Genomic DNA, 18,714 nt, shown 5'->3' with positions numbered 1-18,714 from the left:
CGCTGTCATCACGCGGAGGCATTTTCGCCGGAACGGCACGGGCTCCAGCGAGGATTCGAGACGCAATGGATCGGCGCGCAGCCAGCTTGCATGCCAGTTACGCGGCCCTGCCTGGGGACCGCGCATGAGCGAGCGCGCGCCGCGTCACATTTCGGTGCTGGGCCGCGAGGCGGTCGCGTATCTCGCGCCCCGCGCCGGCGGCATCTATGTCGACGCGACTTTCGGCGCCGGCGGCTACAGCCGCATGATTCTCGATGTCGCTGAGGCGCGCGTGATCGGCATCGACCGCGACCGTACGGCGATTGCGGGCGGCTTCGATCTGGTCGACGGTGCCGGCGGCCGGCTGACGCTGGTCGAGGACCGCTTCTCCGAACTCGCCGAGGTCTGTGCCGCGCAGGGCGTGGATAGGGTCGACGGCGTCGTGATGGATGTCGGCGTCTCTTCGATGCAGCTCGATCAGGCCGAGCGCGGCTTTTCGTTTCGTCTGGGCGGACCGCTCGACATGCGGATGGGCCAGAGCGGCCCGACCGCGGCCGAGGTGGTCGCGACCGCGACCGAAAAGCAGCTCGCCGACATCATCTACATCTTCGGCGAGGAGCGCCATTCGCGCGGCGTTGCGCGCGCCATCGTCGCCGCGCGGAAGGATGCGCCGATCACGACGACGGATGCGCTTGCCGACATCGTTGCGAAAGTCGTGCGCGCCAAGCCGAACGAGATCCATCCGGCGACGCGGACCTTTCAGGCGCTGCGCATCTTCGTCAATGAAGAGCTCGACGAGCTCTATTTGGCGCTCGCGGCGGCCGAGCGCGTGCTGAAGCCGGGCGGCCGGCTCGCCGTGGTCTCGTTCCATTCGCTGGAAGACCGCATCGTGAAGAATTTCCTCAGCGAGCGCGGCAAGGTCGCGGCCGGGTCGCGGCATCTGCCCGAGGTCGCGCAGGCCGCGCCGAGCTTTCAAATCCTGACCAAGCGCCCGGTTGTGCCCGGAGAGGCCGAGATATCGGCCAATCCGCGCGCGCGCTCGGCCAAGCTGCGCGCCGCCGAACGCACCGCAGCGCCCGCGCATGCGGACGACGATTTGCCGTCCTGGCCGCGTCTCGCCGACCTGAAGCGGGGAGGCTGACGATGCGCCTTCTCCATCTCCTCGTCATCGGCATGCTGATCTTCGCGGCGTCCTATGTCTACCGCATCAAGATGGAATCGACCGCGCGGGTCGAGCGCGTGCTGCAGCTCAATGCCGAGATCCGCGAGCAGCGCAACGCGATCGCCACCCTGCGCGCCGAATGGGCCAAGCTCGATGCGCCGCTGCGACTGCAGGGGCTTGCCGAACGCCACCTGCCGCTGAAGCCGCTCAACGCCAATCAGTATGATTCCCTGAAGAACCTGCCGGAGCGGCCGCCGAGCTTCACGCGGCCCGGTTCGCGCGATCCGATCGGCGCGATGATCGACACCATCGAGGCCGCAGCCGCGCCCGACAGCACGACCGGATCGATCGACAAGGCGGCGACCGACCAGCCGGCCGCCGACCAGCCCGCGTCCGACGATTCCGGGCAAGGCGGGGGAGACCAGCAATGACGGGACCAGCCATGACCGATCCGGCGCCCGCCAACAAGCCGGCAGCGAAATCCTCCGAGCCGCTGCGCCAGCGGTTGATCCGCTCGCTGTTGTACGGAAGCAATGTCGACCGTGCCGCCAAGGCGCGCGCGCGTGTCGGTCTTGCGATCCTCGCGTTCGCCGCGGTCTATTGCGTGCTGGCCGGACGGCTCGTGCTGTTCGCCGTCGGCGCCGACAGCCACGGCGCGCGGCGCACCGCCTCGCAGGACGCGATTGCAACCGCCAGGCCCGACATCACCGATCGCAACGGCGAAATTCTCGCGACCGACGTCAAGGCGCCGAGCCTGTTCGCCGAGCCGCGCCGCCTGATCGACAAGGACGAGGCAATCGAGCTCTTGACCGGGGCCTTGCCCGATCTCGACACCAGCGAGGTGCGCGACCGCCTGTCGTCGCGCAAGGGCTTCGTCTGGCTGAAGCGCGAGATCACGCCGAAGCAGCAGCTCGATATCCATCGCCTCGGCCTTCCCGGCGTCGGCTTCCTGCGTGAGAACAAGCGTGTCTATCCGACCGGCAACGAGGTCGCCCACCTGATCGGCCTGGTCAATATCGACAACCAGGGCATCGCCGGCATGGAGAAGTGGCTGGACAATAACGGTCTGGCCGATCTGCATCGCGCGGGCTTCGCCACCGACCGGCTGCAGAAGCCGGTGGAATTGTCGATCGACCTGCGCGTCGAGCACGCGCTGCGCGACGAGCTGATCAAGGCCAAGGAGAAGTTCAAGGCCAAGGCGGCCTCGGGTCTCGTCTCCAACGTGCGCACCGGCGAGATCGTCGCGATGGTGTCGCTGCCGGATTTCGATCCGAACAATCCGAAGGAGGCGCACGATCCCGACCGCATCAACCGCCTGACCACCGGCGTCTACGAGATGGGCTCGACCTTCAAGGCGTTCACGCTGGCGATGGCGCTGGATAGCGGCCGGTTCGACCTCAACTCGATGTGGGACGCGCGCGGCCCGCTGCATTACGGCAAGTTCGCGATCCATGACGATCACAACCTGGGCCGCATGATCAACATGAAGGAGGTGTTCTACTATTCCTCCAACATCGGCGCCGGGCGCATTGCGCTTGCGATGGGCGTCGACGCCCACAAGGCCTTCCTGCGCAAGATGGGGCAACTCGAGCGGCTGCGCACCGAATTGCCGGAGAGCGCCTCGCCGATCGTGCCGAAGAAGTGGGGCGAATTGAACACCGTCACCATCTCGTTCGGTCACGGCATCGCGGTGGCGCCGCTGCAGGCGGTGATGGGCATCGACGCGTTGGTCAATGGCGGCTATCTGATCCCGCCGACCTTCCTGAAGCGCACCGAGCAGGAGGCGATGGCGATGGCCAAGCGGGTCATCAAGCCCGAGACCTCAGACAAGATGCGCTATCTGATGCGGCTCAACGCCGAGGTGGGCACCGCGAAGAAGGCCGACGTCAAGGGCTACTATATCGGCGGCAAGACCGGCACCGCGGAAAAGGTGATCAACGGCCGCTATGCCAAGAAGCGTGTGCTCAACGCCTTCACCGCGATCCTGCCCGCCGACAATCCGAAATACCAGCTGCTGATCATGCTCGACGAGCCGCAGCCGCTGAAGGAGACCTATGGATTCATCACCTCGGGCTGGAACGCGGTGCCGACCGGTGGCAATGTGATCGCCCGAATTGCGCCGCTTTTGGGCGTCGAGCCGCGCTTCGACCTGCCGCCGTCCGACCGCCTTATTCTTGCGGCATCGAGAGCAACCCAGTAAGGCGTATATTCACAGCATGATCCGGAGAAGTGCACAGCGATTCTCCGGGCAGATCGTGCTCAAATAGCGGCGCCAGAACGGCGCTGGCCAGACTGGAAGATCATGAGACTTCGCGACCTCTTCAGCGCCGATGCGACGATCGATCCAGAAATCGATCCAAGTGTCGATGCCACAGTCGTCGGCGGGCTTGCGGTCGACAGCCGCGCGGTGAAGCCGGGCGACCTGTTCTTCGCGTTGGCCGGCAGCAAGACCGACGGCGCGCGCTTCATCGATGCGGCGATCGCCGCAGGCGCGGTCGCGATTGCCGGCGACCATCCGCCGCAGGTGCCGCTTCGTGTTCCGTTTGTCGCAACGCCCAATCCGCGCCGTACGCTGGCGCTTGCCGCCGCCAGATTCTACCCACGCCAGCCGGCGACGATCGCGGCGGTGACCGGCACCAGCGGCAAGACCTCGGTCGCCGCCTTCACGCGTCAGATCTGGCAGCGGCTCGGGCACTCCTCGGCGAGCATCGGCACCATCGGCCTCGTCTCCGACAAGCGCACCGTCTACGGCTCGCTGACGACACCCGATCCGATCGCGCTGCATCGCCAGCTCGACGAGATCGCACGAGACGGCGTCACGCATCTGGCGTTCGAAGCTTCCTCGCATGGGCTCGACCAGTATCGTCTCGACGGCGTGCGCATCGCGGCCGGCGGCTTCACCAACCTGTCGCGCGACCACATGGATTATCATCCCGACGTCGCGCATTACCTGAACGCAAAACTCCGACTGTTCCGCGATCTCGTCGCCGATGGCGGTGCTGCGGTGATCTCCGCCGATCACGACTGCTCGGCCGAAGTGATCGATGCCGCGCGCGTGCGCGGCCTGCGCATCATCACGGTCGGCCGCAAGGGCGATGCGGACGAGGGCATCAAGCTCATCGATGCTGCGATCGAAGGCTTCGCCCAGAAGCTCGTCATCGCGCATCGCGGGCGCAACTGCGCGATCCGGCTGCCGCTGGTCGGCGAATTCCAGATCGAAAATGCGCTGGTCGCGGCGGGTCTCGCGATCGGCACCGGCAGCGCTGCCGATGATGTGTTCGGCTCCCTCGAACATCTCGAAGGCGCCAAGGGCCGGCTGGAGTTCGTCGGCGAGCGCAATGGGGCGCCGATCTTCGTCGACTACGCCCACAAGCCGGATGCGCTCGCCAAGGCGCTGCAGGCGCTGCGGCCCTATGCGAAGCGCAGGCTGGTCGTGATCTTCGGCGCCGGCGGCGACCGCGACGCCGGCAAGCGTCCGATCATGGGCGCGATCGCGGCCGAGAATGCCGATCAAATCATCGTCACCGACGACAATCCACGCAGCGAGAAGCCCGAGGCGATCCGTGCCGCGATCATGGCGACCGCAAAAGGCGCGCGCGAGATCGGCGACCGCGCCGAAGCGATCCGAGCCGGGATCGCCGGCCTCGAGCCGGGCGATGCGCTGGTCGTGGCCGGCAAGGGCCACGAGGTCGGGCAGATCGTCGGCGGCATGACGCTGCCGTTCAGCGATCATGAAGCGGTCGCTGTCGCGTTAGCAGCGGAGGGCAAATGAGCACGATGTTGTGGACCTCGGATGCGATGGCGTCGGCGATGCGCGCCGCCACGCAGGGCACGCTGCCGGACGGCGTCACCGGCCTCTCGATAGACAGCCGCACCGTCGCGCCGGGCGAGGCGTATTTCGCGATCAAGGGCGACGTCCATGACGGCCATGCCTTTGTCGAAGCTGCGCTGAAGGCCGGCGCCGGACTCGCCGTGGTCGAGGCCGCGCAACGCGACAAGTTTCCCACCGATGCGCCGCTGCTGGTGGTCGACGACGTGCTCGCCGGCCTCGTCGAGCTCGCGCACGCCTCGCGTGCGCGGCTCAATGCGAAGATCATCGCGGTGACCGGTTCGGTCGGCAAGACCTCGACCAAGGAGGCGCTGCGCCGCGTGCTGTCGGTGCAGGGCGAGACCCATGCCTCGGTCGCCTCCTTCAACAATCACTGGGGCGTGCCGCTGTCGCTGGCGCGCTGCCCGGCGAGCACGCGCTTTGCGGTGTTCGAGATCGGCATGAACCATGCCGGCGAGATCACGCCGCTGGTGAAGATGGTGCGGCCGCACGTCGCCATCATCACCACGATCGAGCCGGTACATCTGGAATTCTTCTCCGGTATCGAGGCGATCGCCGACGCCAAGGCGGAGATCTTTTCCGGACTCGAGCCGAATGGCGCCGTCGTGCTCAACCGCGACAATGGACAATTCGCGCGGCTGCAGAAGCAGGCGAAGAAGGCCGGCATCTCGCGCATCGTCTCGTTCGGCGCCGACAAGCGCGCCGAGGCGCGGCTGATCAACCTCTCGCTGCATGCGACCTGCTCAGCGGTGCACGCCGATATTCTGGATCACGACATCACCTACAAGATCGGCATGCCCGGACGCCACATGGCGATGAACTCGCTCGCGGTGCTCGCGGGGGCCTCGCTGCTCGGCGCCGATATCGCGCGCGCGGCGCTGTCGCTGTCGCAGCTCGAGGCGCCGACCGGCCGCGGCCTTCGCCGCACGCTCGAGGTCGGCCATGGCGAGGCGACGCTGATCGACGAGAGCTACAACGCCAATCCGGCTTCGATGGGCGCCGCGCTCAATGTGCTCGGCCAGGTTCCGACCGGGGCGCATGGCCGGCGCATCGCCGTGCTCGGCGACATGCTCGAACTCGGGCCGACCGGGCCCGAACTGCACCGCGGCCTCAACGAGGCCGTGACCGCCAACCGCATCGACCTCGTATATTGTTGTGGTCCGCTGATGCGGAATTTGTGGGATGCCCTTTCCACCGGCAAGCGGGGAGGCTATGCCGAGAGTTCGGCGGCGCTCGAGGCGCAGGCTGTCGCCGCGGTCCGTGCCGGTGACGTGATCATGGTGAAGGGCTCGCTGGGATCGAAGATGAAGCGCATTGTCAGCGCGCTGGAAAAGCGCTTCCCCGACAAGGCCGCGCACGAAGAAGCGGTATAGGACCCTTTGAATGTTCTACTGGTTGATCGAGCTGTCCAACACCGTTCCGGGGTTTGGCGCATTCCGTAGCGCCCTGAACGTGTTCCGCTACATCACTTTCCGCACCGGCGGTGCGATGGTGACCGGCGCGCTGTTCGTGTTCCTGTTCGGGCCCTGGATCATCGATCATTTGAGGCTGCGGCAGGGCAAGGGCCAGCCGATCCGCACCGACGGTCCGCAGTCGCATCTGATCTCCAAGAAGGGCACGCCCACCATGGGCGGGCTGATGATCCTGTCCGGGCTCGTGGTGTCGACGCTGCTCTGGGCCAACCCGCTCAACCCGTATGTCTGGATCGTGCTGGCGGTGACGCTCGGCTTCGGCTTCGTCGGTTTCTATGACGATTATCTGAAGGTCACAAAGCAGTCACACAGCGGCTTCGCCGGCAAGCTCCGCCTGCTGATCGAGGCGGTGATCGGGCTCGCCGCCACCTATGCGCTGGTCCGGCTCGGCCGCGACGTGTCGTCGACCTCGCTCGTGATTCCGTTCTTCAAGGACCTCGTGATCAACTTCGGCTGGTTCTTCGTCATCTTCGGCGCCTTCGTCATGGTCGGCGCCGGCAATGCGGTGAACCTGACCGACGGCCTCGATGGGCTTGCCATCGTGCCGGTAATGATCGCGGCGGCGAGCTTCGGCATGATCTCGTATCTCACCGGCAACGCGGTGTTCTCGGAATATCTGCAGATCAATTACGTCGCCGGCACCGGCGAACTGGCGGTGTTATGCGGCGCGGTGCTCGGCGCGGGCCTGGGCTTCCTCTGGTTCAATGCGCCGCCGGCCTCGATCTTCATGGGTGACACCGGCTCGCTCGCGCTCGGCGGCATGCTGGGGGCCACCGCGGTTGCGGTGAAGCACGAGATCGTGCTCGCGGTGATCGGCGGCCTGTTCGTGCTGGAAGCGGTTTCGGTCATCGTCCAGGTCACCTCGTTCAAGCTGACCGGCAAGCGCGTGTTCCGGATGGCGCCGCTGCACCATCATTTCGAGCAGAAGGGCTGGACCGAGCCGCAGATCGTGATCCGGTTCTGGATCATCTCGGTGATGCTGGCGCTGGCCGGCCTCTCCACCCTCAAGCTGCGCTGAGCCCCGCCATGATCCCGGTCACCTCCTTCGCAGGCAAGACGGTCGCGGTGTTCGGGCTCGGCGGCTCGGGCCTTGCGAGCTGCCACGCGCTGAAGGCCGGTGGTGCGGAGGTGATCGCGGCCGACGACAATGCCGACAATGTCGCGAGGGCGGCGCAGGCCGGCTTCACCACCGCTGACCTGCGCGCGGTGTCGTGGGCGAACTTCGCCGCGCTGATCCTGACCCCCGGCGCGCCGCTGACCCATCCGGCGCCGCACTGGAGCGTGCTGAAGGCGCGCGAGGCGGGTGTCGAGGTGATCGGCGACGTCGAATTGTTCTGCCGCGAGCGGCGCCGTCACGCGCCGAACGCGCCGTTCGTCGCCATCACCGGCACCAACGGCAAATCGACCACGACGGCGCTGATCGCGCATCTGATGAAGGTCGCCGGCTACGACACCCAGATGGGCGGCAATATCGGCACCGCGATCCTGTCGCTGGAGCCGCCGCGGATGGGCCGTGTCCATGTCATCGAGATGTCGTCCTACCAGATCGATCTCGCACCGTCGCTCGATCCCTCGGTCGGCATCCTGATCAACATCAGCGAGGACCACATCGATCGCCACGGCACGCTGGAGCACTACGCCGCGGTCAAGGAGCGGCTGGTTGCCGGCGTGCAGCAGGGCGGCACCGCGATCACCGGCGTCGACGACATCTGGTGCCGCAACATCGCCGACCGGCTCGATCGCGCCGGCAAGCAGGTGGTGCGCATCTCGGTCAAGAACCCGCTGCCCGACGGCCTCTATGTCGAGCACGAGACCATCGTGCGTGCGTCGGGTGCCGCACGCAGCGAGATCGCGCGGCTCGGGGGCATCGGCTCGCTGCGCGGCCTGCACAATGCGCAGAACGCCGCCTGCGCCTCGGCCTGCGCGCTGGCGATCGGCGTCGCCACCGACGTCTTGCAGGACGGCCTGCGCAGCTTCCCGGGCTTGGCGCACCGCATGGAGCAGGTCGGCCGCCGCGGCAACGTGCTGTTCGTCAACGACTCCAAGGGCACCAACGCGGATGCGGCGGCGCATGCGCTATCATCCTTCGCCGACATCTACTGGATCGCCGGCGGCAAGCCGAAGGCCGGCGGCATCACGGGCCTGACCGAGTATTTCCCGCGCATCCGCAAGGCCTATCTGATCGGCGAGGCGGCGGCCGAATTCTCCGGTACGCTCGGCGAGCGCGTCCCGCACGAGATGTCCGGCACGCTCGACGTCGCGGTATCGAGCGCCGCGCGCGATGCTGAGGCGTCTGGGTTGAGTGAAGCCGTCGTGCTGCTGTCGCCGGCCTGCGCCTCGTTCGACCAGTACCGCAATTTCGAAATCCGCGGCACCGCCTTCCGCGACATTGTCCAGGCGCTGCCCGGCGTCAAGCCGGTGGTGTGAGCACTATTTCGCCGTCATTCCCCGATGCGCAAATGCGCATCTGACGACGCGCGAAGCGCGAGCCCGGAATCCATCGGGCCGCATCCCCATCTGTCATCGCCCGGCTCGACCGGGCGATCCAGTACGCCGCGGGCCCTCGGCTCAAGCACGACCGTCTCTGGAATACTGGACCACCCGCTTTCGCGGGTGATGACACCAGTTGTTTGACATCTTGAATCGCGAACCATCCCCACCGCCGTCCCGGCGAAAGCCGGGACCCATTACCCCAAATGAGAATTGTTGCGCGAGGCTGGGGCCACAATCCCGTTCATCATCGAATGCTGTGGTTATGGGTCCTGGCTTTCGCCGGGACGACGGTGTGCTTGGGACGACAAATCCACCTCCCTCAAAAGTTACCCGACCTGTTAACCCCTTGGAAACCATCCTGCGCCACGAATGGACGTTATCTCTGCCATCTGGGGACGCCCATGCTCGCCCGTGACCAACGCACCCCGTTCTCGGACTGGTGGTGGACCGTCGACAAGTTGCTGCTTGTCGCGATCGCCGCGTTGATGCTGGCCGGCGTCATCCTGTCGCTGGCGGCGAGCCCGCCGGTCGCGACCCGGATCGGGCTCGATCCGTTCCATTTCTTCAACCGCCACGTCATGTTCCTGGTGCCGTCGCTGATCGTGCTGATCGGGGTGTCGTTCATGACGCCGCGGCAGATCCGGCGCACCGCGCTGATCGTGTTCGTGGTCTCGATCGCGCTGATCGTGCTGACGCTCTTGGTCGGACCGGAGGTCAAGGGCTCGCGGCGCTGGATCACGCTGCTCGGCGTCAACATCCAGGCCTCCGAAGCCGCCAAGCCCGCCTTCGTGATCGTCGCAGCCTGGCTGTTTGCGGAATCCACCAAGCGGCCGGAGATGCCGGCGACCTCGATGGCGCTGGTGCTACTGCTGATGCTGGTTACGCTCTTGGTGATGGAGCCCGACTTCGGCCAGACCATGCTGATCCTCACCGTGTGGGGCGCGCTGTTCTTCATCGCGGGCATGCGGATGATCTGGGTGTTCGGACTGGCCGGCGCGGCCGGAGCGGGCCTGTTCGGCGCCTATCTGCTGGTGCCGCACGTCGCCGGGCGCATCAAGCGCTTCATGAATCCGGCCTCCGGCGACACCTTCCAGGTCGACACCGCGATGGAGGCGTTCTGGAACGGCGGCTGGTTCGGGCTCGGTCCGGGCGAGGGCATCGCCAAGCGCAGCCTGCCGGACAGCCACACCGACTTCGTGTTCGCGGTGGCGGCGGAGGAGTTCGGCATCATCCTCTGTTTGATGCTGGTCGCGCTGTTCGGCTTCATCGTGATCCGCACGCTGACCCGCGCCTATGCCACCGAGGACATGTTCTCGCGCTTTGCGGCCTCCGGGCTCGCGATCCTGTTCGGCGTGCAGGCGACGATCAACATGGCGGTCAATCTGCAACTGATCCCGGCCAAGGGCATGACGCTGCCGTTCATCTCCTATGGCGGTTCCTCGTTCGTCTCGCTCGCCTATGGCGTCGGCATGATGCTGGCGCTGACCCGGCAGCGGCCGCGGACCGAGATCGAATCGATGGAGGGCGCCAGCGCGCAGCGCGCCTACGCGTAGGTGACTGTGACTGCGGCGTCGGTTATCTGGAAACCATGGACAACCCGCCCCTGATTCTGCTGGCGGCCGGCGGCACCGGCGGCCACCTGTTCCCGGCCGAAGCGCTCGCCGTGGAATTGATCAGGCGTGGCCTGCGGGTGCGGCTTGCAACCGACGGCCGCGCGCTGCGCTACTCCGGCCTGTTCGGCAAAGAGAGCATCGAGCTGGTGCCGAGCGCGACCGTGCGCAGCCGCAACCCGATCTCGCTGGCGCGGACCGTGCTGATGCTCGGCTACGGCACGCTGGTCGCCGTCAATGTGGTGCGCCGGCTGAAGCCTGCGGCCGTGGTCGGCTTCGGTGGTTACCCGACCTTGCCGCCGCTGGTGGCGGCGCGGCTGCTCGGCGTTCCCGGCATCATTCACGATGCCAATGCGGTGCTCGGCCGTGCCAACCGTTTCCTCTCCAGCCGCGTCAACGCGATCGCGACCTCGCTGCCCGGCGTGCTCGATCGCGATCCCGCGCTCGCCGGCAAGGCCACCACCGTCGGCACGCCGATGCGCCCCGCCATCCTTGCAGCAGCCGCGGTGAAATACACGCCGCCCGAGGTAAACGGGCCGCTGCGCCTGCTGGTCGTCGGCGGCAGCCAGGGCGCGCGGGTGATGAGCGACATCGTGCCGCCGGCGATCGAGAAGCTCGATCCCGCGCTGTGGAGCCGTCTGATCATCACCCAGCAGGTGCGTGAAGAGGACATGGCGCGGGTGCGCGCGGTGTACGACCGGCTCAAAATCAACGCCGAGCTGGCGCCGTTCTTCGCCGACCTGCCGGCTCGCCTGGCCTCGAGCCAGCTCGTGATCTCGCGTTCCGGCGCCGGCACCGTGGCCGAGCTCGCGGCGATCGGCCGGCCCTCGATCCTGGTGCCGCTGCCGGGCGCGATCGATCAGGACCAGTTCGCCAATGCTGGCGTGTTGTCGCAGGCGGGCGGCGCGCTGCGCATCACGCAAAGCGACTTCAAGCCGGAGCGGCTCGCGGCCGAAATCTCGGCCTTCGCCGCCGAGCCCCAAAAATTGACTGCGATGGCGGACGCCGCGCGCAGTGTCGGGCGGCTCGATGCCGCCGAGCGGCTTGCCGATCTGGTTGCCAAGGTGGCAGGGATTTGATGCGCCAATCCGGCAGCAGGCCGGGGGAGACTTGAGCATGACGGGTCTTTTGATTCACTCCGTCTCGGAATTCTCGGACCTGATCCTCGAAGCACTGCGCCTGGCGGATGCGCAAAATATCGTCGAGGTCGGCGCGGAGTATGGCGGCATGTCGGCGCTCCTCGCCGATCACTGCCGGGCCCGCGGCGGCCAGCTCACCAGCGTCGATCCCGCGCCGAAGCGCGAATTCCTTGATTGGGTGGCTGGCAATCAGGACGTGCGCCATGTGGCAAAGCCGAGCCTCGATGCGTTCGGCGAACTCGATGCCGCCGATGCCTGGATCGTCGACGGCGACCACAATTGGTACACGGTCTATCACGAGCTCCGGCAGATCGAGGCCATCAGCCGCCGCGCCGGCAAGCCCGTGCTCGTCTTCCTCCACGATGTCGGCTGGCCCTGCGGGCGACGCGACGCATACTACGCGCCCGAGCAAATTCCCGCCGAGCATCGCCATCCGCACAGTTACGACGCGGGCGCCACGCTGGATCGCGAAAGTCTGGTGCAGGGTCGAGGATTTCGCGGCATGGGGCAGTTCGCGTTTGCAACTCAGGCCGGCGGCGCGCGCAACGGCGTCATGACCGCGATCGACGACTTCCTGGCGGAGGAGCTGGCGCAGGGCAGGGAGTTCGGCTTCGCCGAGATCCCGGCCGTGTTCGGCCTTGGCGTGCTGTTCGACATGAACGCCGCCTGGAGCGCCCGGCTCGCCGAGCTCGTACTGCCCTATCACCAGAACAAGCTGCTGCGCGCGCTCGAGACCAACCGCCTGCGCAATTATCTCCGCGTGATCGACATCCAGGATGAAATTGCCGCGCGCGCTGCGCGATCGGGAGCGGCGTAGCCGCCGGGGTCGACATGGAGACATCCGTGACCTCAGGTCACCAGCACCGGCCGGTAGCTGACAACAGCGACATTTCCACGGCCGCGGGATGGAAAAAGCCCTTGTCACGCGGGGGAAAAGCGGGGCATCCAGTGGTCTGCGCCAGCCATGCGAGGCGTACAGCGAAGCTAAATCAGCCGCCCTGCAGCGCAGTTCGCACAGGGCGGATGACGATATCAGGAACCGGATCATGAGACTGCCGCGCGAGATCGGACCCATTCACTTCGTCGGGATCGGCGGCATCGGCATGAGCGGCATCGCCGAGGTGCTGATCAATCTCGGTTACACCGTGCAGGGCTCCGACGCCTCGGATAATTACAACCTCGATCGCTTGCGCAAGAAGGGTGCGAAAGTCTCGGTCGGCCACGCCGCCGAGAATGTCGACGGCGCCGACGTCGTCGTGGTTTCGACTGCGATCAAGCGCGACAATCCCGAGCTGATGGCGGCGCGTGAGCGGCGCATTCCGGTGGTGCGGCGCGCCGAGATGCTGGCGGAATTGATGCGGCTGAAGAGCTGCGTCGCGATCGCCGGCACCCATGGCAAGACCACCACGACCACGATGGTGGCGACATTGCTCGATGCCGGCGGGCTCGATCCGACCGTGATCAATGGCGGCATCATCAATGCCTACGGCTCCAACGCGCGGCTCGGGGCCGGCGACTGGATGGTGGTCGAGGCCGACGAGAGCGACGGCACCTTCCTGAAGCTGCCGTCCGACGTCGTCATCATCACCAACATCGACCCCGAGCATCTCGATCACTTCAAGACCTTCGAGGCGATCCAGGATGCGTTCCGCAATTTCGTCGAGAACGTTCCGTTCTACGGCTTTGCCGTGATGTGCACCGATCATCCGGTGGTGCAGAGCCTGGTCGGCAAGATCGAGGATCGCCGCATCATCACCTATGGTCAGAATCCGCAGGCCAATGCGCAGCTGCTGGACCTGACGCCGATGGGCGGCGGCTCGAAATTCAAGGTTGCGATCCGCGATCGCAAGACCGGCGCGACGCATGAGATCGCCGACATCACGCTGCCGATGCCGGGACGCCACAACGCGTCCAACGCGACGGCGGCGATCGCGGTTGCGCATCAGCTCGGCGTGTCCGACGACGTGATCCGCCAGGCGATGGCCGGCTTCGGTGGCGTCAAGCGGCGCTTCACCAAGACCGGCGAGACCAATGGCATCACCGTGATCGACGACTACGGTCATCATCCGGTCGAGATCGCAGCCGTGCTGAAGGCCGCGCGGGAATCCACCAACGGCAAGATCGTCGCCGTGGTGCAGCCGCATCGCTACACCCGCCTGCAATCGCTATTCGAGGAATTCTGTACCTGCTTCAACGACGCCGATGCGGTGGTGGTCGCCGAGGTCTATCCGGCCGGCGAGGCGCCGATTGCCGGCATCGACCGCGATCATTTCGCCGCCGGCCTGCGCGCCCACGGCCATCGCAACGTGGTCCCGCTGCCGAGCGCGGATGAGCTCGCCAAGATCGTTCACGGCCTTGCCAAGTCCGGCGACCTCGTGGTCTGCCTCGGTGCCGGCAACATCACGCAATGGGCCTACGCGCTGCCCGGCGAATTGAAGGCGTTGGGGTGATCGTGAGCTTCCCTGACATCACGCCCGACCTGAAAGCCGCGATGCCGGAGCTGCGCGGGCGGCTCCTCGCCAACCAGTCGCTGGCCGAGCTGACCTGGTTTCGTGTCGGCGGCCCGGCGCAGGTGCTGTTCACGCCGGCCGATGAAGACGATCTCGCTTACTTCCTGAAACGCCTGCCGCAGGAGCTGCCGGTCTATGTCGTCGGCGTCGGCTCCAATCTGATCGTGCGCGACGGCGGCATGCCGGGTGTGGTGATCCGGCTGGCGCCGCGTGCGTTCGGCGAGACCAGTGCTGACGGTGATGTCGTCACCGCCGGCGCCGCCGCACTCGACAAGCGCGTCGCGGAGACGGCGGCGGCAGCTGGTATCGGGGGCATGGAATTCTTCTTCGGCATCCCCGGTACGGTCGGCGGCGCGCTGCGCATGAATGCCGGCGCCAATGGCGGCGAGACCAAGGATGTGCTGATGGAGGCGACCGGCGTCAGTCGCGACGGCACCAAGCACACGTTCGGCAATGCCGACATGAAGTTCGTCTATCGCAACAGCGGCGTCGATCCGTCCGTTATCTTCACCTCGGCGCGCTTCCGCGGCCGGATCACCAATGCGGATGCGATCCGCGCTCGCATGAACGAGGTGCAGACCCATCGCGAGACCGCGCAGCCGATCCGCGAAAAGACCGGCGGCTCGACCTTCAAGAATCCGCCCGGCAACAGCGCCTGGAAGCTGATCGACGCGGCAGGTTGCCGCGGCCTCAAGGTCGGCGGCGCGCAGGTGTCGGAGATGCACTGCAATTTCCTGATCAACACCGGCAACGCCACCGGGCACGATATCGAGACGCTCGGCGAGACGGTGCGTGAACGGGTCAAGCAGAGCAGCGGAATCGAGCTGCACTGGGAAATCAAGCGGATCGGAAACAGCTGATGCAGGTGACCATTCTGTTCGGCGGCACCAACAAGGAGCGGCTGGTTTCGGTGGCGAGCGCGCAGGCGCTGCACCGTGCGCTGCCGGGCGCGGAGCTCTGGTTCTGGGACGTCGACGACACCGTGCATGCGGTGACATCCGAACAGTTGCTCGGCCACGCGCGGCCGTTCGAGGTTGATTTCAAGCCGCCCGGTCATGGCATCGCGCTCGACCAGGCGCTCGACAAAGCAAGCGCCGAGCAGCGCGTGCTGGTGCTCGGCCTGCACGGCGGCCGCGCCGAGAATGGCGAATTGCAGGCGATGTGCGAGATGCGCGGCGTCGCGTTCACCGGCTCCGGCTCGGCGTCGTCGCACCTGGCGTTCGACAAGCCGTCGGCGAAGCGCTTTGCTGCGATCGCAGGCATCAACGCGCCGCAGGGGATCGCCGTCGAACAGATCGACGAGGCATTCGCGAAATACGGCAAGCTGATCGCAAAGCCCGCCAAGGACGGATCGAGTTACGGGCTGATCTTCGTCAACGCCAGGCAGGATCTCGACGCGGTCCGCAATGCGGCCAAGCATGAAGACTATCTGATCGAGCCGTTCGTCTCGGGTGTCGAGGCGACCTGCGGCGTGCTGGAGCAATCCGACGGCTCAGTGTTCGCGCTGCCGCCGATCGAGATCGTGCCGGCGGAGGGCGGCTTCGACTACACAGCCAAATACCTCCTGAAATCGACCCAGGAGATTTGCCCCGGCCGTTTCGCGCCCGAAATCAGCGCCGCGATCATGGATCATGCATTGCGGGCGCACCGCGCATTGTCCTGCACCGGCTACTCGCGCAGCGATTTCATCGTGTCGGCCAATGGCCCGGTCTACCTCGAAACCAACACGTTGCCCGGGCTGACCGCGGCATCACTTTACCCTAAGGCCTTGAAAGCACAGGGCATCGCCTTTGCCGACTTCCTGCAGGACCAGATCGAGCTCGGCCGCCGCCGCGCCAAGCGTTAAGGCCGTCCAGGTAGGGAACCCGCACGGCTCGACCGGATGGAACCCGGCGCTGTTGCTAAAATGCTAATGGGTTCGCGGCAAAGTACTCAAAGCGTTGATCAAAATACACTCCAGGCCGAACTCATTTACCGTTTGTTTACCAGGAAGCCCGAAGGTTAACGCTGGCGGCGCATGTAGCGCTTGGCTGCCGGGGCGTGAGCTGTCGCGGATTACCGCTTCGAGGATCGCAACCAGGGAACAGGGGGCCACTCTAATCCCACCGGTCTAGCCGAGACGTGATTTGTGCCGGGACCCGCGGGGTTTGCGGGCACAACATGTGACGAGCTCGTGCAATGGATGGTGCAGGACGCCTCACTCGATCGGTGCGATCGCTGGGGCCTCAAGCTGACCTGAGAGCAGCCGCTATTGGAGCGGCGGTGCTGTTGCGCGAGTATGTCGGCGCCCATCTCGCTCGCCGCCGGCAGCGTCCCGCCAAGCGGCCGCAGGTAATCGATCGCGAGCCGCCGAACCGCTACATCCAGATGGTCGAGCGCTATCTGCCGCGCCGCATCGGGCTGGTCGCGACACTCGCGATCCTGTTCGGCAGCCTCGGCTTCGGCATCGTCCGGGGCGGCCATGTCGAGGAGTTCACCACCGCGCTCAGCGACACCCGCAACGCGCTCGCCAATTCCGCAGGCTTCCGCATCACCACCGTCGGCATCAACGGCCGCAAGCAGCTGAGCCAGGACGAGGTGCTCGCGATCGGCGGCGTCAATGGCCGCTCCTCGCTGCTGTTCCTCGATGCCGATACCGTGCGCGCCAAGCTCAAGGCCAATCCCTGGATCGCGGATGCCACGATCCTGAAACTCTATCCGGGCCGGCTGCAGATCGACATCGTCGAGCGCACCGCCTTCGCGCTGTGGCAACAGAACGGCCGCCTGTCGGTGATCGCCTCCGACGGCGCGGTGCTGGAGCCTTACGTCACGCGCCGCTTCCTCAATCTGCCGCTGGTGGTGGGCAAGGGCGCCGACACACGCGCTCAGGACTTCCTGGCGCTGCTCGACCGCTATCCGCAGGTGCGTTCGGTGACCAAGGCCGCGATCTTCGTCGGTGAGCGGCGCTGGAACCTGCGCCTCAAGGACGGCCTCGACGTTCGCCTGCCGGAGAACGATGTCGGCAATGCGCTGGCCGCGCTCTCCAAGCTCGACAAGGACGAGAAGCTGTTCTCGCGCGACATCGTTGCCGTCGACATGCGGCTGCCCGATCGGCTGATCGTGCAATTGTCGGAGGAAGCCGGCAAGGCGCGCGACGAGCTGTTCAAGGACAAGAAGTCCAAGAAGAAGGCCGGTGACTCCGCATGACCGGCCTCGATCGCAATTTGACCCCGAAGACCCGCCCGATGCAGAAGCGCACCGCGATGGTGGCTTCGCTCGACGTGGGCTCCAGCAAGATCGCCTGCATGATCGCGCGGCTCAAGCCGTCGCCGCCGAACGAGGCGCTGCGCGGGCGCACCCATGCGGTCGAACTGATCGGCTACAGCCAGATCCAGTCGCGCGGCGTCAAGGCCGGCTCCGTCGTCGATCTCGCCGAATGCGAGAAGGCGGTGCGCCATGCCGTGGCGCTGGCCGAGCGCATGGCCAAGGTCCGTGTCGAATCCGTCCTGCTGTCGGTCTCCGGCGGCAGGCAGCATGGCCAGCTGGTCGAGGCCGCGGCCGATATCCGCGGCGGCTCGGTGACCGCGGACGACATCAGCCGCGTCACCTCCGCCGGCATGCGTCATGCCGCCGGCGCCGGCCGCACCGTGCTGCACGCGCTCCCGGTCGGTTACGCGCTCGACGGCGTCAAGGGTATCCGCGATCCCAAGGGCATGGTGGCGCGCCAGTTCGGCGTCGACATGAACGTGGTGACGTCGGACGCGACCGTCGCCAAGAACCTGATGCTGGTGGTCGAGCGCTGCCATCTCAACGTCGAAGCCATGGCGTCGAGTCCCTATGTCGCGGGCCTGTCGGTGCTGACCGATGACGAAGCCGACCTCGGCGCTGCCGTCGTCGAGATGGGCGCGGGCTCGACCACGATCGCGACCTATTCCGGCGGCCGCCTCGTGCACGCATCCGGATTTGCGCTCGGCGGGCAACACATCACGATGGATCTTGCGCGCGGCATCGGCGCGTGCATTGCGGATGCCGAGCGAATCAAGACTTTATACGGCACGGTGCTGACCGGCGGTTCGGACTCGCGCGAGCTGATGTCCGTTCCCACTGCAGGCGATGATCGGGAGACCCCGCAAATCGTATCTCGCGCCACGATTGCGAACATTGTCCGGCATCGCGCCGAGGAGATTTTCGAAATGGTCCGTGACCGGCTCGCGGATTCCCCCTTTGCGGCAGAGCCGAGGGCGCGCGTCGTGCTCAGCGGCGGCGCGTCGCAGCTGACCGGGACCGTCGAACTTGCCACCCGCATCCTGAACCGCCAGGTCCGCATCGGCCGACCGCTCGGCTTCGGCCGGCTGCCGAACGAGGCGAAGGGCGCCTCGTTCTCGGTGCCGACGGGCCTGCTCGTCTATCCGCAATACGCTCACCTTGAACATGTCGAACCGCGGCGCACGCGGCAGCTCAGGACAGGGACAGACGGTTACTTCGGAAAGGTCGGACGATGGCTTCGCGAGGGCTTCTGATGACCGCACCCCGGCTCATTG

Annotated in this window: 15 protein-coding genes and 1 pseudogene; all 16 read left to right on the top strand. The window is 66.3% G+C overall.

Going from position 1 to position 18,714, the window contains the following annotated elements:
- Nucleotides 1-124 precede the first annotated feature (124 nt).
- Nucleotides 125-1,120 (top strand): 16S rRNA (cytosine(1402)-N(4))-methyltransferase RsmH, encoded by a 996-nt coding sequence (gene rsmH / locus CK489_RS37565; protein WP_095735863.1) that lies wholly within the window; start codon nt 125-127, stop codon nt 1,118-1,120.
- Between the two features lie 2 nt (nt 1,121-1,122).
- Nucleotides 1,123-1,572 carry a cell division protein FtsL gene (gene ftsL, locus CK489_RS37560; protein ID WP_050628352.1) on the top strand — a complete coding sequence of 150 codons (450 nt, stop codon included), beginning with the start codon at nt 1,123-1,125 and terminating at the stop codon, nt 1,570-1,572.
- Nucleotides 1,569-3,341, top strand: coding sequence for a peptidoglycan D,D-transpeptidase FtsI family protein (locus CK489_RS37555; protein WP_502694168.1), 1,773 nt, complete (start codon nt 1,569-1,571; stop codon nt 3,339-3,341). The genes ftsL and CK489_RS37555 overlap by 4 nt, the downstream gene beginning before the upstream one ends.
- Before the next feature lie 102 nt (nt 3,342-3,443).
- Nucleotides 3,444-4,913: a UDP-N-acetylmuramoyl-L-alanyl-D-glutamate--2,6-diaminopimelate ligase gene (locus CK489_RS37550; RefSeq protein ID WP_095735861.1), complete on the top strand. Its 1,470-nt coding sequence runs from the start codon at nt 3,444-3,446 to the stop codon at nt 4,911-4,913.
- Nucleotides 4,910-6,343, top strand: coding sequence for a UDP-N-acetylmuramoylalanyl-D-glutamyl-2,6-diaminopimelate--D-alanyl-D-alanine ligase (locus tag CK489_RS37545; protein WP_095735860.1), 1,434 nt, complete (start codon nt 4,910-4,912; stop codon nt 6,341-6,343). Before CK489_RS37550 ends, CK489_RS37545 begins: the two co-directional genes overlap by 4 nt.
- Before the next feature lie 10 nt (nt 6,344-6,353).
- Entirely contained in the window at nt 6,354-7,460 is a 1,107-nt protein-coding gene (mraY, locus tag CK489_RS37540) for a phospho-N-acetylmuramoyl-pentapeptide-transferase (protein ID WP_021077241.1), read from the top strand.
- 8 nt (nt 7,461-7,468) lie between these two features.
- Complete coding sequence (gene murD, locus CK489_RS37535) at nt 7,469-8,869, top strand: UDP-N-acetylmuramoyl-L-alanine--D-glutamate ligase (RefSeq protein WP_050628354.1); 1,401 nt, start codon at nt 7,469-7,471, stop codon at nt 8,867-8,869.
- Between the two features lie 467 nt (nt 8,870-9,336).
- Entirely contained in the window at nt 9,337-10,488 is a 1,152-nt protein-coding gene (gene ftsW / locus CK489_RS37530; RefSeq protein ID WP_095735859.1) for a putative lipid II flippase FtsW, read from the top strand.
- A 35-nt stretch (nt 10,489-10,523) separates the two neighbouring features.
- On the top strand, nt 10,524-11,624 hold the full coding sequence (murG, locus tag CK489_RS37525; protein ID WP_095735858.1) for an undecaprenyldiphospho-muramoylpentapeptide beta-N-acetylglucosaminyltransferase: 1,101 nt from the start codon (nt 10,524-10,526) through the stop codon (nt 11,622-11,624).
- A gap of 37 nt (nt 11,625-11,661) precedes the next feature.
- Nucleotides 11,662-12,501, top strand: coding sequence for a class I SAM-dependent methyltransferase (locus CK489_RS37520; RefSeq protein WP_050628452.1), 840 nt, complete (start codon nt 11,662-11,664; stop codon nt 12,499-12,501).
- 229 nt (nt 12,502-12,730) lie between these two features.
- Complete coding sequence (gene murC, locus CK489_RS37515; protein WP_095735857.1) at nt 12,731-14,134, top strand: UDP-N-acetylmuramate--L-alanine ligase; 1,404 nt, start codon at nt 12,731-12,733, stop codon at nt 14,132-14,134.
- A gap of 2 nt (nt 14,135-14,136) precedes the next feature.
- Nucleotides 14,137-15,054: a UDP-N-acetylmuramate dehydrogenase gene (murB, locus tag CK489_RS37510; RefSeq protein WP_095735887.1), complete on the top strand. Its 918-nt coding sequence runs from the start codon at nt 14,137-14,139 to the stop codon at nt 15,052-15,054.
- Entirely contained in the window at nt 15,054-16,040 is a 987-nt protein-coding gene (locus tag CK489_RS37505; protein WP_050628358.1) for a D-alanine--D-alanine ligase family protein, read from the top strand. The genes murB and CK489_RS37505 overlap by 1 nt, the downstream gene beginning before the upstream one ends.
- Before the next feature lie 71 nt (nt 16,041-16,111).
- Nucleotides 16,112-16,433: pseudogene (locus CK489_RS42470) on the top strand (D-alanine--D-alanine ligase); the annotation flags it as partial.
- Nucleotides 16,373-17,380 (top strand): cell division protein FtsQ/DivIB, encoded by a 1,008-nt coding sequence (locus CK489_RS37495; protein ID WP_095735856.1) that lies wholly within the window; start codon nt 16,373-16,375, stop codon nt 17,378-17,380. The pseudogene CK489_RS42470 and the gene CK489_RS37495, both read left to right, overlap by 61 nt.
- Nucleotides 17,377-18,693 (top strand): cell division protein FtsA, encoded by a 1,317-nt coding sequence (ftsA, locus tag CK489_RS37490; protein WP_095735855.1) that lies wholly within the window; start codon nt 17,377-17,379, stop codon nt 18,691-18,693. Before CK489_RS37495 ends, ftsA begins: the two co-directional genes overlap by 4 nt.
- Nucleotides 18,694-18,714: the final 21 nt, after the last annotated feature.

Origin of the sequence: Bradyrhizobium sp. UFLA03-84 (assembly GCF_002289535.1) — a bacterium.
In the GTDB taxonomy this organism is placed as follows: Bacteria; Pseudomonadota; Alphaproteobacteria; order Rhizobiales; family Xanthobacteraceae; genus Bradyrhizobium; species Bradyrhizobium viridifuturi.
Note: the sequence above shows the minus strand (reverse complement) of the source record. Positions and strands in the feature narration are given on the sequence as shown.

What these genes read in the sequence shown, in the direction of transcription:
- rsmH (WP_095735863.1), top strand. Translation starts at nt 125, where the DNA reads ATGAGCGAGCGCGCGCCGCGTCACATTTCGGTGCTGGGCCGCGAGGCG.
- CK489_RS37505 (WP_050628358.1), top strand. Translation starts at nt 15,054, where the DNA reads ATGCAGGTGACCATTCTGTTCGGCGGCACCAACAAGGAGCGGCTGGTT.
- ftsL (WP_050628352.1), top strand. Translation starts at nt 1,123, where the DNA reads ATGCGCCTTCTCCATCTCCTCGTCATCGGCATGCTGATCTTCGCGGCG.
- murD (WP_050628354.1), top strand. Translation starts at nt 7,469, where the DNA reads ATGATCCCGGTCACCTCCTTCGCAGGCAAGACGGTCGCGGTGTTCGGG.
- murC (WP_095735857.1), top strand. Translation starts at nt 12,731, where the DNA reads ATGAGACTGCCGCGCGAGATCGGACCCATTCACTTCGTCGGGATCGGC.
- mraY (WP_021077241.1), top strand. Translation starts at nt 6,354, where the DNA reads ATGTTCTACTGGTTGATCGAGCTGTCCAACACCGTTCCGGGGTTTGGC.
- murG (WP_095735858.1), top strand. Translation starts at nt 10,524, where the DNA reads ATGGACAACCCGCCCCTGATTCTGCTGGCGGCCGGCGGCACCGGCGGC.
- CK489_RS37495 (WP_095735856.1), top strand. Translation starts at nt 16,373, where the DNA reads ATGGATGGTGCAGGACGCCTCACTCGATCGGTGCGATCGCTGGGGCCT.
- CK489_RS37545 (WP_095735860.1), top strand. Translation starts at nt 4,910, where the DNA reads ATGAGCACGATGTTGTGGACCTCGGATGCGATGGCGTCGGCGATGCGC.
- ftsW (WP_095735859.1), top strand. Translation starts at nt 9,337, where the DNA reads ATGCTCGCCCGTGACCAACGCACCCCGTTCTCGGACTGGTGGTGGACC.
- CK489_RS37520 (WP_050628452.1), top strand. Translation starts at nt 11,662, where the DNA reads ATGACGGGTCTTTTGATTCACTCCGTCTCGGAATTCTCGGACCTGATC.
- ftsA (WP_095735855.1), top strand. Translation starts at nt 17,377, where the DNA reads ATGACCGGCCTCGATCGCAATTTGACCCCGAAGACCCGCCCGATGCAG.
- CK489_RS37555 (WP_502694168.1), top strand. Translation starts at nt 1,569, where the DNA reads ATGACGGGACCAGCCATGACCGATCCGGCGCCCGCCAACAAGCCGGCA.
- CK489_RS37550 (WP_095735861.1), top strand. Translation starts at nt 3,444, where the DNA reads ATGAGACTTCGCGACCTCTTCAGCGCCGATGCGACGATCGATCCAGAA.